Here is a 14,795-nt window from a genome sequence, read left to right as displayed (position 1 = left end):
GTGTATAACCCCTTAAATGGCGGCTCTCTCAACAGAGATAACGCCTTTGATCTTTCTTAGCTTTTCAAACAAATTCTTGAGCTGTTCGGTGCTGGAAATAACGATAGTGCCTTCAAATAGCGCATTGCCGTTTTTCAGAACTCTTGAAGCTGAATGTACGATAGGCACACGGGCTTCGAGAAGTACAGCGGAAATATCGTAAACAAGTCCCACACGGTCTGTAGCAGTGACCTCGAAGCTTGTCTGTAGCTGAGTATCACTGTTGTCTGTCCACTGTATATCCACCCAGCGTTCGAGCTCCTCGTGGTTATTTCTTGCAAGAGCGGCTTTGTAGTTGGTGCAGCTCGTTGTGTGTACCGAAACGCCGTATCCGCGTGTGATGAAGCCGATGATATCATCACCCGGTAGCGGATTGCAGCACTGTGCGAACTTTATGAGCATATCATCTATCTGATCGAGGATAATGCTGCTTCTGCCGTTCGGCTTTGGCTTGATGAGGGGAACAGCTGCCGAATCTGCTTCCTTCTGGTACAGCTTTTCGTACTTATCTTTAAGTCGCGGGATTATTTTTGAGAGCAGGATACCGCCGTAGCCGATAGAAGCATAGAAATCATCGAGTGTCTCGCAGTTGTGGCGCTTGAAATCGTCCTGTAAGAACTCGGTATACTGTTCTTCTTTGAGGTTGATCCTGTGGCGCTTGAATTCGCGGTCGAGCTGGGATTTGCCTTCAAGGATATTCTCATCGCGGCGTTCTTTCTTGAACCATGAGCGAATCTTTGAACGAGCTTCGTTGGTCTGTACGATATTGAGCCATGCACGGTTAGGACCCTTTTCGGGGTCTTTGCTGGTGATTATCTCGCATATCTGACCTGTCTGGAGCTTATAATCAAGAGGAACGATCCTTCCGTCTACCTTAGCACCTGTGGTCTTGTGACCTATTTCGGTATGGATACGGTAAGCGAAGTCGATAACTGTAGAATTTACAGGGAGACTTACAGACATACCCTTAGGTGTCATAACGACGATATCCTCTGGGTCGAGATCTGTCTTGATGATACGGACGATCTCCTCAACGTCGTCTGAGGTCTGCTGAGCCTCTATTACCTGACGCACCCATGCAAGACGCTGTTCCATTTTGTCCTTGCCCTGAATGCCTTCTTTGTACTTCCAGTGTGCAGCGATACCGTATTCGGCAGTCTCGTGCATATCCCATGTACGTATCTGAACTTCAAAGGGGATACCCTCCTTGCCGAGAACAGTTGTATGCAGCGACTGATACATATTGTTCTTAGGTGTGGAGATATAATCCTTGAAGCGGTTTGGCAGGGGTTTGAACATATCGTGGATAAGTCCGAGCACATTGTAGCACTCAGCGATCGTGGTAACGATTATACGAACAGCGTACTTGTCGTATATCTCGTCGATATTCTTGTGATTTATGAAAATCTTTCGGTAAATGCTGTATATGCTCTTTACTCTGCCGTCTATCTGAGGCGGCTGAGTGAATTCCTCGGACTTGAAACGCTGAGCGATGCGGCTTTTGATGATCTCAATGAAAGCCTCACGCTCTTCCTTTTTGTTTTCGAGGATATTTTCTATCTCGGTGTAGGCATAGGGATCGAGGTAATGGAAGGCGAGATCCTGAAGTTCCTCTTTTATAGTCCTGATACCGAGTCGATGAGCGATAGGCGCATAGATATTCATGGTCTCAAGGGCAGTATTGCGCTGTTTATCAAGGGGACGGTACTTCAGGGTACGCATATTATGAAGGCGGTCGCTGAGCTTTATTATCATAACGCGGATATCCTGCGACATTGCAAGGAGGATCTTTCTGATATTCTCAGCCTGCTGCTCCTCTTTGGTGGAGGTAGGTATCTTGCTCAGTTTCGTAACGCCGTCAACAAGAAGAGCAACGTCCTGACCGAAGCGTTTTTTCAGGTCGTCGAGAGTTGCATCTGTATCCTCGACAACATCGTGGAGAAGGGCAGCACAGATAGTATCCGTGTCCATACCGAGTTCCAAAAGGGTATACGCAACGGCAAGGGGGTGGATAATATACGGCTTGCCTGATGAACGCGTCTGACCCTCATGAGCTTTTGCAGCAAACTCATAAGCGGATATGATCTTGCTCAGGTCATACTGCTTGTCGTCAGTAAGAATTTTTTGAATGATCTTCTCTATAGTGAAATCGTCGTTGAAATCAGGGATATCACTTAGGAAGGCGGTAGGATCTTTGGGAAAAGCTGTATCGGGCAGCGGGATCTCCAGATCGTGATGTATGAAATTAGGCATATTCATGTCATCTGTCATATCTATTCTCCTTTGTCTATGGAAATCAGCCGAGCCTGCTTCTCAGGGAAACAAGTACGGGAGCTGAGTCCAGATCGGCTTTCTGCGAGACCCTGACTCTTTTTATCTTTGTATCCGAGCATGAGACGGTAATAAGTCCCAGCTGTCTGAGTGCTTCTACAGAAACACAGAATTTACAGTAATTGATGCTTTTGTCGTTAAGCCTGATATAAAGGGTATCGGCGCATATCCCGTCGTTGGGAATGGCTTTGTATATCTTGACCACATCATTTCGTGTGGGGTTCATGCTTGGGTAATAGTTCTTCGGGAGCTCCTCACCGCGCAGAAAAGCTTCATACGCTGAAAGGGCAGCGAAGTATCTGCTCTGTTCAAATATATGAGGACGCAGATCGGTGACGATGATGCTTACGGATCTTTTGCCGTTATATTCGTTGATATTCAGCGAAACGATCATATCACAGATGCCTCCTTTTTCAACGATGAGTTCAGACGGCGGCTTCCCGAAAACGAGCGCATCGGCTTTTGTGTATCCCAGCTTTAGGCAAAGCTTTGAATGAGCGCCGTTTGAGAGCGGGATTATATCAAGTATCTGAGCATTTTCGATAAAGAAAAGCGGCTTTTCATTGTCAGTGCCGAAGGGTTCGAGAACATTCAGCCCTTCCACGTTTTGAACGGTAAGCTCTGCGGGAGACAGGGGACTGTCGGCTTTAAGCTCAGCCGCAGGCATGATCTTGTTGTTTTCAAGGGCATACTTTTCAAGGAGCTGTCTGAATTCCTCGGTTTTGCCGTTTTTTACGGTAAAACCGCCTGCACCGGGGTGTCCACCGAATTTCTCAAGCACCTCGGCAGAAGCCGTAAGCGCACCGAAAACGGAGAAATCGCCGAAAGAACGTGCAGAACCGCGAATCTCTCCATCGGAATCCGAAGCGATGAAGCAGGGCTTGCCGAAGCGTTCCACAACTCTTGAAGCGACAATGCCTATCGCACCGTGATGCCAGTTAGTGCCGCAGAGGAAGATAACTCGACCGCGTATAAGCTCGGGACGTTTATCGACCATTTCCGCGATCTCGGAAATGATGTCGTTTTCGGTTTTTTTGCGGATATTATTGAGCTTGTCGAGCTCCTGTGCGGCGGTAAGCGCCTCCTCGAAGTCTTCACAGAGAAAAAGCTCAGCCGCAGCCCGCGGTGAGCCAACTCTGCCTGCTGCATTGATACGGGGAGCTATCCCGAATCCGACAGAGCGTGAATCGACAGGTTTGTTGTTAAGACCGCAGACTTCTTTCAGAGCCATAATAGCAGGGCGGTCGGAGTTGCTTATAAGTTCGAGACCGTAGGAAACAAGGAAACGGTTTTCTCCTTTAAGGCTTACGATGTCGGCGATAGTTGCAATGGCGGCAAGGTCGCCGAACTGTTCAAGAGCCATGGTGTAGTCGCCTCCGTCGAGGGCAGCAACAAGCTTCAGAGCGATGCCTGCACCGCACATATCCTTGAAAGGTGAAAAGCAGTCCTGCTGATGCGGATCGACCACAGCTTCTGCGTGTGGGAGCTGTTCGCCTGCCTGATGATGATCCGTGATGACCAGTCTCATGCCGAGTTCGTAGATATGTTCAGCCTCCGCAATGGCGGAAATGCCGTTATCCACGGTAATAATAAGTGAAACGCCGTCGTCCTTTATTTTATCCACAGCCTCCATATTCAGACCGTAGCCTTCCGAGCGTTCGGGGATATAATATATGACATCAGCGCCTGTTTCTGTCAAATAGGAAAATAGAATCACTGTGGACATGATGCCGTCACAGTCGAAATCTCCGTATATGCAGATCTTTTCGCCGTTGTCAATAGCTGAATTGATAATATCTGCGGCTTCCTGCATATCCTTTATGAGGAATGGGTCTGAAAGCTCGTCCGTATTCAGCGCATCAATAACAGACTCGGGAGAAGAATAACCCTTTGCAGCAAGCGCAGCAGCAGCAAGGGAAGTTACTCCGCAGCCCAGCATCAGAGCAGAGACCGAATTTCTGTCGGGTTTGCCGACTGTCCATTTTTTCATAGAACAACTCCTGACAAGAAGAAATATATAATTTATTATAGCACAAAAAGGAGTTTTTTTCAATAGAAAGGCATGAAAAAACATTATTTTCAAAAACGAAAAAATTTTTTCAAAACTATTGACTTTTCATTAGAAGTAATATATAATAAAATTGCATCGATGCAAAAAACTTCTGTTAGGAGTATACAATCAAAACAAAACGTTTAATCAAGAAATTTAATTGTTTAAAGAAAATTTATTATCATTGCACAGCATTTCTATTCTTAACTATTCTATACTAATTTTTCAGGAGGTCTTACTATGAACGCAGAAAACAATATCTTTGTCGGCGGTTGGATCGTTACTCAGGGAGATATGAGTATTGATAAACACCCTGATGCACTGGCAGCATTTAATAAGGCAATCGAAGGAATCGTAGGGGCAAAATATGAGCCTCTCGCTTTACTGGCAACTCAGTTGGTTGCAGGCAAGAATTATTGTATTCTTTGTAAAGTTACTCTCGCAACACTTGAACCTGTGGTAACTTTAAAGAAGGTAATTGTTTATGCCGATCTTGATGGAAATGCAACGATCACTAAGATCAGCGATGTTTTGGGCGGAGCTCCAATCAGTTGTATTCCTGCAAATTCCGATGCCGTTCTCGGCGGTTGGGAAGTAGTAAAAGGTGATACAAGTATCGAAGTTCATCCTGACGCACTTGCAGCGTTAGAAAAGGCTGTTACAGGTCTCATGGGCGCAAAGTATGAGCCTACGGATCTGGTTGCAACTCAGATCGTATCAGGAAATAATTATTGTATCCTTTGCAGGATCACGCCTGTTACGCTTGATCCTAAGCCTAAATTCGCTTTTGTATACGTTTACGAGGATACTGAAAAGAATGCTTCTGTTACAGGCATAGATGAAATCATAGGCGCACCGATGCCAGGTGGTTTTATAGCGAATGAAGGCGATACAAAGCTTGATAAAAATCCAAAAGTAAAAGAAGCTTTTGATGCAGCGATTAAAGACTCATTAGGTGTACAGTTTGATTCTGTGGCATATCTTGGCAGTCAGGTAGTTGCAGGTATAAATTATCTTGTGCTTTGTAAGACTACTGTCGTTTATCCCGGCGCAGAGCCAAAGCTTACATTTGTAACTATCAACGTTGATCTGGAGCAAAACGCCAAACTTCTTAAAACAGAGCCTTATACACCGGGAAAATAAGAGAAAAATTAATTGAATGAATAAATGCCCCTGTAACTGAACTATAATGTCAGTTACAAGGGCATTTTTAATGTTACTGTCATGTTACACTTTCTATTTTTATACGGAGTTTCTTGATTATCTTCTTTTCAAGCCTTGAAATGTAAGACTGAGATATACCTATGCAGTCTGCGACCTCTTTTTGTGTCTTTTCCTTGCCGTCGATTAGTCCAAAGCGCATCTCCATGATCTCTCTTTCGCGGTCGCCGAGCTCGGCAACGGCACTGCGGAGTATTTCGCGTTCGGCTTCTGTTTCGATGCCCTTGTTTACAATATCGTCATCAGTACCGAGAATATCCGACAGCAGGAGCTCATTGCCGTCGTAGTCGATATTCAGCGGCTCGTCGATAGAGAGGTCGTTGCGGTACTGTGAGGACTTGCGCAGAAACATGAGTATCTCGTTCTCGATGCATCTTGAAGCATAAGTGGCGAGCTTGATATTTTTAGTCGGGCAGAATGTGTTCACAGCCTTGATAAGTCCGATAGTGCCGATGGAAACAAGGTCCTCGATGCCTATGCCGGTTGATTCAAACTTTTTGGCGATATAGACAACGAGCCGCAGATTATGTACGATAAGGCAGTTTCGTGCATCAGGGTCATGAGTGACGAGCCGTGTGAAGACCTCTTCTTCCTCCTGCCGTGTAAGAGGCGGCGGCAGAGTATCCGAGCCGTTTACATAGAAGACCTCGCCTGTGAAGAATTTTTTCAGCAATAATTTCAGTTTTTTGATGATGTTCATGATTTTCTCCTTCTTTTGCTTATATTTTCAGAAGCTTCGGGTTGAACACGGCTTTTCCAACGTGTTCACCAAAGCCAATAACTGCATCGACTGTTTTGCGTTCGCCGCTTGAACTGCTGGTGATAAGCACTTCGTCGGGACGGAATACAGGGATAAGTCCGTCGCCGCAAACGGCGGAGCAGGGGATTATCCTGAAGCCCTTCGGGAGTTTTGCAATATCAATGTGTGAGCCTGTAAGCTGTGCGTAGCTGTCAGCTGAGCAGACTATAACAGGTGAGCCTGTGAACCAGTCTACAAGGCAGTTGCCTGTATCGGCAAGTCCGCTTACGGTGAGGATCTTTTTGCCTGAACGAACATATATCGTATAGTTCCCTTCGGGAGCGCGGTCAGTCCACAGGCGTATGAGCCATATGGCGGCATAAAGGGCAGCAGTTGTTATAATGAGTATCATCAGGGAAAAGTCTATGTAGAAGCTTCCGTTGTTGAAGTGTACGAAGCTTGGACTGAGCAGGGAGTAAACGCTGTAGACTGTACCTGCGAGCACAAAATTTGCCGCAAAAAAGGCGATTGTATTTATGAGCAGCCTTTTTTTGCCGTGCAAGCCGAAGGCAAGTGCAACGATGCTTGCAGCAGCCGCAGATTTTACAGCAAGATTAACTGCGTTGTTAAGCTCTGGCAGAAGTATGGTCAGGGAGAAAAAGCTCCCGTAGACCGATGAAAGGATACATCTTCCCGTGCGCAGCGGCGAGTGCGTGACAGCTGCGGTGATGCGCAGAAGGAAGAAATTGACATAGATATTCAGGACTATAAGTACATCAACGTAGATGGTTTGCACGGGACACCTCCTGACTTGCTGTCTGTAGTAATATTATAATGCATCTTGTGTGCGGAATATGTCAAAGCCTGTCATCGAAGTATATTGATGCAGGCATAAAAAAACAGGGCTGAAGCATTATCGGCTTCAGCCCTGACGATATTATCTTAAAAACGGAAGTGAGATAGCACCCAATATCATAAGTACAGCCAATGCAAGGATCGCAATACGAGTCCATGTAGGCTTCTGCGGTTTATTGTTACGGCTCATTCATATCACCTCTCAGTGTCTTTTTTTCGTGCGTTTTTTACGGTTTGGTATATAATCCGAGTAGATCTCGGCTTTTTTTCTGTTCCCGTAAGCGGATTTTTTGCGGTCAAAACGTGGCTTTTCGTCATATCTGCGGTTTTTGTGGTCATTGAAGCTGCTGCCCTTGAACAGCTTTACCTCGACCTTGTTGCCGTTTATTTTCATGGAATCGGTGCTGTCGATTATGTACTCGCATTCGGTCTCGGGAACTTCAACAGTGGTATGCTCGTCGAATATGTCGATCTTGCCGAAATCCCTTCCTGTCATTCCTGTAGCGTCAACAAGTGCTCCGAGAATGAAATTAGGAGCAATGCGGCGGTTCCTGCCGATATTTATGACTATCTTTACAGTCTTAGCGCCGCTGTTCCTGCCCTTTTTGAGCGGACGTGCGCTTTCGAGGTCGGGAAGTGATTCTGTAGCAGCGTTTAGCTGCTTTGCGATCACTCTTGCAGCAGCTTCGCGGTAATCAATACCCATTCCTGCAAGTCTGTCGAGGATATCATAAGCGTTGTGACCTGCTTCTGCCTCGGATATCTCCTTGACGACAGCTTCCTTGGTCATGGCGATGATATCGGACTTTTCGGGCAGCGGCATCTCGCGTATTGTTGCGTGAGTGTATTTCTCGATGGCACGTAGATCGAAAAGCTGCTTTCTTCCGCTGATAAGCGTGTAAGCAGTACCTGTTCTGCCCGCTCTGCCTGTTCTGCCGATACGGTGAATGTAGTATTCGTTGTCCTGAGGCAGGTCGTAGTTGAAAACAGCGTCAACGCCTCTTACGTCGATTCCGCGGGCAGCAACGTCGGTTGCAACGAGTATCTCAGTCGTATTGTTCTTGAAGCTGTTCATGACCTGAGTACGCTGTATCTGTTTCATATCGCCGTGAAGCCCTGCTGCACGGAAGCCGCTTTTCACCAGTTCTTCCGTAAGCTGATCTACCATAGCCTTTGTATTGCAGAAAACCATTGCGGAAGAGGGCTTATAGGCAGCAAGGAGAAGTCTGAGAGCGTCGGTCTTTCGACCCATAGCGACTTCAAAGTAGAACTGCTCGATAAGCTCGACAGTCTTCTGAGCGGATCTTATCTTTACATGAACAGGATCGGTCTGGTATTTCTCGGTGATCGCCATTATCTCCTTAGGCATAGTTGCCGAGAAGAGCACGGTCTGTCTGTCCTCGGGGACATCTGCGAGTATGGACTCGATATCCTCGCGGAAGCCCATATTCAGCATCTCATCAGCCTCATCGAGAATAACTGTGCGGAGGTTTTCCAGCTTCAGTGTCCTTCTGCGGATATGATCCATTACACGTCCCGGAGTACCGATAATGATATTTGCGCCGCGTTTCAGTTCGTGGATCTGTTTTTCCATGCTTGCGCCGCCGTATACAGCGGAGGTCTTTACGCCCTCCTTGAATTTGGCGAATTTGCGTATCTCATCGTTTGCCTGCATAGCGAGTTCGCGTGTAGGGCATAGGATAAGGACTACAGCCGATTTTTTGTCGGCATCTGTGATGCTCTCAACGGCAGGTATTCCGAAAGCGGCTGTCTTGCCTGTACCTGTGTTGGAGCGGCCCACAACGTCGCGTCCTTCGAGGAGCAGAGGTATGCTTTGCTGCTGTATCTCAGTCATCTCCGTATATCCCAACTCATCTACAGCACGGAGAAGCTCATCTGATAAATTCAATTCATTAAAATGCATCTTTTATCCTTTCTCGTCTTCTGTTATTCCAATACTCTTTATCATAGCACAAAAAGCTGAAAAGGTCAAGGGATTTTGTGATCCTCGGCTCATGTTTCCGATTCATTTCCATTAAACGCCGACTGTTGACAAAAATGAGGGTATGACGTATAATATTTATGATAAATTGCTGCAAAAGGAGGATCATATGATACAGGATATTTACCCGAGCAGGCTCGACAACAGCTTCGCCTGTCATGAGATACGTGAAGCCGATACTCTTATATGCTTTGATAAGGACGGAAGGCTGCTTGTTGATGTGCAGAGCGGAGAGATACGCTTTCCTGACGGAAAGTACGCGGATTGTGTCAGGAATATATATGCATTTTCCATTGATGATAAGCGCTATTTCATTGCCCTTTCGGAGCTTCGGGCACCGGATAGTGCATACGTCTGCATGACTTTGCGTGAGCTTCGTGACAGCTTTTGCGGAAATGAGCTTTTTGCAGCTTTTACAGCGTATCACCTGTGGAAGTGGTATAACGACAGCATTTACTGCGGCAGATGCGGAAGGAAACTCGTTTTTCATGAGAGCGAACGAGCGATGCGCTGTCCTGAGTGCGGAAACGTCATATATCCGAGGATAAATCCTGCGGTTATTGTCGGTGTTGTTAAAGGTGACAGCATACTCATCACACGCTATCGCCGAGGCTACGCTCATAATGCACTTGTTGCGGGTTTCACCGAGATAGGGGAGACCCTTGAACAGACTGTAGAGCGCGAGGTCATGGAAGAAACAGGAGTCAAGGTAAAGAATATCCGCTATTATAAGTCTCAGCCGTGGGGAATGGCTCAGGATATGCTTGTGGGATTCTTCTGTGAGGCGGACGGCAGCGGAGAGATACATATGGACGAAAATGAGCTCAGATATGCAGAATGGGTAAAGCGTGAGGATATAGTATTACAGCCAAACAATGCAAGTCTGACAAATGAGATGATGAAGGTGTTCAAAGTCGGAAAGGTCTGATGGACACTGTACGGAAAAAACAGCCCCGAAAGCACCTGTTCAGGCAGCTTTTGGGGCTGTTGTATTATTTCCTTGATCTGACACCTGTGAGGTCTTTTATGACCTCGCCTGCGATGATAAGTCCCACAACTGAGGGGACAAACGCTGTAGAACCTGGTGTGGAGCGTCTTGACGAGCCTGTACGCATATCGGTCTGTCCGGATCCGTCATCGACAGCCTTTCCCAGTGGTTCTATTGGAAGTTCCTTGGAGTATACCACTTTCAGTTTTTTTATCCCGCGGCGTTTCAGCTGATACCGCATGGCTTTGGCAAGTGGGCATACCGATGTTTTGTAGATATCCGCGACCTCAAAAGCGGTCGGGTCTAGCTTATTGCCCGCGCCCATGGAGCTTATCACAGGTATCCCTGCTTTTTTAGCCTGTTCGATTATTTCTATCTTGCCTGAGACAGTGTCTATGGCATCAACAACATAATCGTACTGTGAAAAGTCGAGTTTATCGGCAGTCTCTGGCATATAGAACAGCTTGTGGCAGGTGACCTTGCAGTCGGGGTTGATGTCGCGGATACGCTCTGCGGCAGCATCGACCTTGTACATACCCACTGTGCTGCGGAGAGCGATGATCTGGCGGTTGATATTGGTCACGCACACCTTGTCATCGTCAATGAGGTCAAGCGCACCCACTCCCGAACGTGCGAGAGCTTCAACGGTATATCCGCCCACACCGCCGATGCCAAAAACGGCAACACGGGATCCTGCAAGTATATCCATAGCTTCATCACCCATGAGAAGCTGAGTTCTTGAAAAAATATCAGACATATTCTTCTCCTTATCAAAGAGTTTTTTCCATATAGCCGCAGGTGAAAGGGAAAAAGTCGAATTTCTTTGTGTCTGTGTGTACAGCTCCGTTCTTCTCGTACCATTTGCGCAGTTTTACGTTCTCTTCGACTATGCTGAAAACCATTTTCACGCAGCCCGCAGCCTTTGCTGTTTCGCAGGCGTGGCTGAAAAGCTTGCTGCCGATGTTATTGTGCCTGTAGTCCGGGAGTACGCAGAGGTTATTCAGCTCACACTCGTTGTTGTCAAGTTTGAGCAGTGAATAGAAGCCTATTATTCTTCCATCTTCGGAAAAGTATGCATACATCGGACGGTGCTCATTGTCATACTGCGAGAAAAGCTTTTCGTCAGTAGTTGCAAAAGCAACAAATCGCGGTGCATTTTCAACAGTAAAACCAAATTCATCAGCTACAGTCATAAAGCTTTCTTTTATGACCTTTACACATTCGGGAATATCGTTCCTGTTTATTTCTTTTATAGTGGAATTACTGATATCCCTGAACTTTTCAAGGCGGTAAAGGTGCTCCTCGTCAAGCTCTGCAAAGCCGTTCTTGTAGTCGTAGCCGAACTTTCGGTAGAACTGGCAGGCTGTAATGGACGATGGGATCTCTATGCGCTTTGCACGGAGGAAATACTCGTCCTTTTCGAGAGTTTCCATAATGAGCCTGCCAACGCCTTTGCCCTGCCATTCGGGGAGCACAAATATCGTGAACAGACTGCTCTCGTCCTCCTTGCCCCAGAAAGGGCCTATAGCGCCGCAGCCGATGATATTATCATCTTCCTCCACAACGTAAAAGTGTGTCCAGCCTGCGCGTTCGAGGATATTTTGCGGCTGCTGTGACTTTGCAAGCTCTTCCATGATCTCGGCAGGATAGTCCTTGACGTTGGAGATCCTTATGGTTTTTATTACGAGAGCCGAAACAGCTTGGGCATCTGAAGTTACAAATCTTCTGATATTCATATTATCCTCCTTATGTATTGCTAATTTTCTCGTACAGGCTATGGTCGGCAGATGTTGCGAGTATTGTCATAGCTGTGGCAAGATCGAGTATCGCGTGAGATATCATTATGGGCAGCGGATCGTGTTTTTTGTGGTAGTGGATACAGAATATGAGCGTGAGCGGCAGAAATGAACCTGTATATCATGTACTTTGCATCGAACAGCGTTCGTAAGCTGCAATTATGGGTAGTAATCTATCCTTCAATCAAACAAAATAGCTTTTTTGAGTATCAATCTGTTTTATCGTATGCCCCTGCTTAGTCCGCAAGGGAATTTCTTTTGTTTTTCAGGGGCTTGTCGATTAGTTTATAGTAGATGTGTATGTCTCGGGGATCGCTTCTCTTGTCGGGATTGCGGTCTATCGTGATATACTCGATCAGGTCGAGTGCCATCTGCCTTGTAAGCTCCTCAGCCCCTGCATAGGATCTCAGGCGGCGGATATATTCGTCCACATCGTCCTCGATCTGCTTTTCAGTTTCGGCACTCTCTTTCAGCACCTCATATTCTTCCTGCAACGTTTTCAGTTCTGCCTGATATTTTTCGATAAGGCGAATACAAACATCTTCGGGAATTTTACCGCTAAACTTGTCCTCATAAACGCTCTGGATAAGTCCGTCAAGTTCTTCGAAACGCTTTCTGACTTCCTGATAGCGTTTCTTATTGGAATGTTCCTCAGCCTCTTCCTTCTTACGTTTTCTTGCAAGATTCTTTTCTCTCGCCTTGCTGTCATTCGTCACAAAGTCAATCTGTCGCTGAATATCTTCAAGCACAACTTTTTCAAGAGCTTTCTGCGTGATGTAGTGTGAAGTGCAGTGTGACTTGCCGAAATTACCGTACAAGGTGCATACATAGCCGACAGGACGTTTACTGTTAGCAGTTGCTGTCTGCTTCATTTTTGTTCCGCAGGTATCACAGTAGCAAAGTCCCGAAAGTGGTTTTACAACACCTGTTTTTGTGTTCTTGCCATGGTTTACCGATGCGTCAATTTCGCATACTTTATCCCATAACTCCTGAGAGATAATGGGCTCATGATTATGCTCCATAATTATCCAGTCGGATTCATCCTTGTTGATGACCTTGTGGTTTTTGTAACTCACGGTTGTACGGCGGAGCAGTGCGAGGTTGCCGATGTAGATAGGGTTATGCAGAATACTCTTGACCGTGTTGTTGCTCCACAGATGATGTGAGTATTTTGGATCGGTCTTGCCGAGCTTCTGATACCTGTACACGGATGGCGAAGGAATACCCTCATCGTTCAGCACTCTGCATATTTTTGTAATGTTGTAGCCTGCCGCCCTCATCTTGAAGATACGCTCAATGATAGGAGCAGTTTCGGGATCGATCATAGGCGTACATTTTTCATTATCGCCCTTGATATAACCGTAGGCTGCCGAGGTGGTTTTGTACTTGCCTGCCTTTGCTCCTGCCTCAATGACTGCACGAACTTTTTTGGAAGTATTTGCGGCGTGCCATTCATTAAAAACATTCATGATCGGGAGCATATCCATACTTGCACTGTCTGAATTAGCTGTATCAATGTTGTCCGTAAGAGCAATAAAGCGGATATTATACATTGGAAAAATGTAGTCTACATATTGCCCCACCATGATGTAATTACGACCGAAACGACTCATATCCTTACAGAGTATCCGGTGTATCTCTCCTGCCTTTGCATCTTCGAGCATCCTCTGCACACCTGGGCGATCAAAAGTCACGCCTGAGATTCCGTCATCCACATACTCATCGTACAGAGTCCAGCCCTGTTCTTTGATGTAGGAAGTCAGGACTTTTCTCTGGTTTTCTATCGAAAGGGATTCACCCGAACGCTCATCATCACGGGACAGGCGGAGGTACATTCCCACATTGTAATTGGTCTGCTTTGGTAACATAACAACTCCTTTCTCCCAAAGCGACCTTTTACCGCTAAGACTATTATAGCGCGCCTTTGCGGAAAAGGCAATAGCTTTTGAGAAAAAGTTTTAAGCTGTTTTAGGGACGATACCGAGCATTTCACTCATCGCCCTGTCCTCAGCGTACCGATACATTACATCGTTTATGTCACGATCACCGATGAAATGGCTATGCACTCTGTAAGTGCGACCGTCCACCTCATAGGTGTTGACCTGAACGGGACAGTCCTTGTACTGCTCGTTCATTTCCTGCATTGTTCTGTTGTTATTCATAATTTATTCTATGGACTCGCTTAGACTTTATTATACATCAGATTCCTTTTGGAAGGAATACGTCCGTAAGCGTCAAATAAACCGCTTTCCATAAGATACAAAAATATCGTAACCGCTCAATAACATACCACCTTTAAATGGTAGATCACCGAGCTGTGGCTCGGGGATTACTCATATTGCTTTACAAATTTTCTGCACAGATTCATTCCAGGGCAGAAGCTCTTCAAGTATATCCGGATTTGTCAGGAAGGCCATACTTGGCAGTACAGTGAGAAGCAACTCAAAATACTTGAAAACATCAAGTCCGTTTGCTTTGGCAGTTTCTACTATGCTGTAGACATCGGCACTTGCTTTAGCTCCTTTGGGAGTATCACTGAACAGCCAGTTCTTTCTGCCAACTGTAAATGGTCTGATAGCATTTTCGGCTATGTTATTTGAGATGGCGCAGTTGCCATTCTCAAAATAATTACCGAGATATTCTCTGCGCTTGAAAGCATAATCAAATGCCTTTCCAAGCTGCGTCTTTGAAAGTACTGTCGGATATATTTTTTCTGCCCATGACCAGAAAGCCTCAAACACTTCTTTTTCCTGTGTCAGACGCTTATTGTATCT

General features: G+C 46.1%; 11 protein-coding genes and 1 pseudogene. 2 read left to right on the top strand and 10 right to left on the bottom strand.

Translation table 11 applies throughout. From position 1 onward, the window contains the following. Positions 1–12: 12 nt before the first annotated feature. Positions 13–2,310: a bifunctional (p)ppGpp synthetase/guanosine-3',5'-bis(diphosphate) 3'-pyrophosphohydrolase gene (locus K6G33_RS05775; RefSeq protein ID WP_296777249.1), complete on the bottom strand. Its 2,298-nt coding sequence runs from the start codon at positions 2,308–2,310 to the stop codon at positions 13–15. Between the two features lie 25 nt (positions 2,311–2,335). Beyond that, complete coding sequence (recJ, locus tag K6G33_RS05770) at positions 2,336–4,360, bottom strand: single-stranded-DNA-specific exonuclease RecJ (RefSeq protein WP_296777247.1); 2,025 nt, start codon at positions 4,358–4,360, stop codon at positions 2,336–2,338. A 300-nt stretch (positions 4,361–4,660) separates the two neighbouring features. Between recJ and K6G33_RS05765 the strand changes: the two genes are divergently transcribed. Then, entirely contained in the window at positions 4,661–5,563 is a 903-nt protein-coding gene (locus K6G33_RS05765; RefSeq protein ID WP_296777245.1) for a hypothetical protein, read from the top strand. 79 nt (positions 5,564–5,642) lie between these two features. Here K6G33_RS05765 and sigE read toward each other — a convergent pair. From sigE to K6G33_RS05750, 3 genes and pseudogenes are all read right to left on the bottom strand, one after another. Further along, positions 5,643–6,356: pseudogene (sigE, locus tag K6G33_RS05760) on the bottom strand (RNA polymerase sporulation sigma factor SigE); the annotation flags it as partial. A 4-nt stretch (positions 6,357–6,360) separates the two neighbouring features. Next, positions 6,361–7,176, bottom strand: coding sequence for a sigma-E processing peptidase SpoIIGA (locus K6G33_RS05755; protein WP_296777244.1), 816 nt, complete (start codon positions 7,174–7,176; stop codon positions 6,361–6,363). Between the two features lie 261 nt (positions 7,177–7,437). Then, positions 7,438–9,159 (bottom strand): DEAD/DEAH box helicase, encoded by a 1,722-nt coding sequence (locus K6G33_RS05750; protein WP_296777242.1) that lies wholly within the window; start codon positions 9,157–9,159, stop codon positions 7,438–7,440. Positions 9,160–9,346: 187 nt separating this feature from the next. Here K6G33_RS05750 and nudC point away from each other — a divergent pair, with 187 nt between their 5' ends. Beyond that, the gene (nudC, locus tag K6G33_RS05745) at positions 9,347–10,165 is read left to right on the top strand and encodes an NAD(+) diphosphatase (protein WP_296777241.1); all 819 of its coding nucleotides are present in this window, start codon (positions 9,347–9,349) and stop codon (positions 10,163–10,165) included. A 64-nt stretch (positions 10,166–10,229) separates the two neighbouring features. Here nudC and K6G33_RS05740 read toward each other — a convergent pair whose 3' ends face one another. The 5 genes from K6G33_RS05740 to K6G33_RS05720 all read right to left on the bottom strand — a co-directional run. After that, complete coding sequence (locus K6G33_RS05740; protein WP_296777239.1) at positions 10,230–10,982, bottom strand: tRNA threonylcarbamoyladenosine dehydratase; 753 nt, start codon at positions 10,980–10,982, stop codon at positions 10,230–10,232. 13 nt (positions 10,983–10,995) lie between these two features. Further along, positions 10,996–11,961, bottom strand: a complete 966-nt coding sequence (locus K6G33_RS05735; RefSeq protein WP_296777238.1) for a GNAT family N-acetyltransferase — start codon at positions 11,959–11,961, stop codon at positions 10,996–10,998. A 296-nt stretch (positions 11,962–12,257) separates the two neighbouring features. Then, positions 12,258–13,889: a recombinase family protein gene (locus tag K6G33_RS05730; protein WP_296777237.1), complete on the bottom strand. Its 1,632-nt coding sequence runs from the start codon at positions 13,887–13,889 to the stop codon at positions 12,258–12,260. 90 nt (positions 13,890–13,979) lie between these two features. Then, positions 13,980–14,183 carry a hypothetical protein gene (locus K6G33_RS05725; RefSeq protein WP_296777236.1) on the bottom strand — a complete coding sequence of 68 codons (204 nt, stop codon included), beginning with the start codon at positions 14,181–14,183 and terminating at the stop codon, positions 13,980–13,982. A gap of 171 nt (positions 14,184–14,354) precedes the next feature. Continuing rightward, the coding region (locus K6G33_RS05720) for a transposase (protein ID WP_296777234.1) at positions 14,355–14,795 on the bottom strand (441 nt) is incomplete at its 5' end.

The organism is Ruminococcus sp. (genome assembly GCF_024691275.1).
GTDB lineage: Bacteria > Bacillota > Clostridia > Oscillospirales > Ruminococcaceae > Ruminococcus.
This window is presented reverse-complemented; position numbering and strand designations above follow the sequence as displayed.

Coding starts and splice junctions, on each gene's coding strand:
- K6G33_RS05775 (WP_296777249.1), bottom strand. CDS start 2,310: ATGACAGATGACATGAATATGCCTAATTTCATACATCACGATCTGGAG.
- recJ (WP_296777247.1), bottom strand. CDS start 4,360: ATGAAAAAATGGACAGTCGGCAAACCCGACAGAAATTCGGTCTCTGCT.
- K6G33_RS05765 (WP_296777245.1), top strand. CDS start 4,661: ATGAACGCAGAAAACAATATCTTTGTCGGCGGTTGGATCGTTACTCAG.
- K6G33_RS05750 (WP_296777242.1), bottom strand. CDS start 9,159: ATGCATTTTAATGAATTGAATTTATCAGATGAGCTTCTCCGTGCTGTA.
- nudC (WP_296777241.1), top strand. CDS start 9,347: ATGATACAGGATATTTACCCGAGCAGGCTCGACAACAGCTTCGCCTGT.
- K6G33_RS05740 (WP_296777239.1), bottom strand. CDS start 10,982: ATGTCTGATATTTTTTCAAGAACTCAGCTTCTCATGGGTGATGAAGCT.
- K6G33_RS05735 (WP_296777238.1), bottom strand. CDS start 11,961: ATGAATATCAGAAGATTTGTAACTTCAGATGCCCAAGCTGTTTCGGCT.
- K6G33_RS05730 (WP_296777237.1), bottom strand. CDS start 13,889: ATGTTACCAAAGCAGACCAATTACAATGTGGGAATGTACCTCCGCCTG.
- K6G33_RS05725 (WP_296777236.1), bottom strand. CDS start 14,183: ATGAATAACAACAGAACAATGCAGGAAATGAACGAGCAGTACAAGGAC.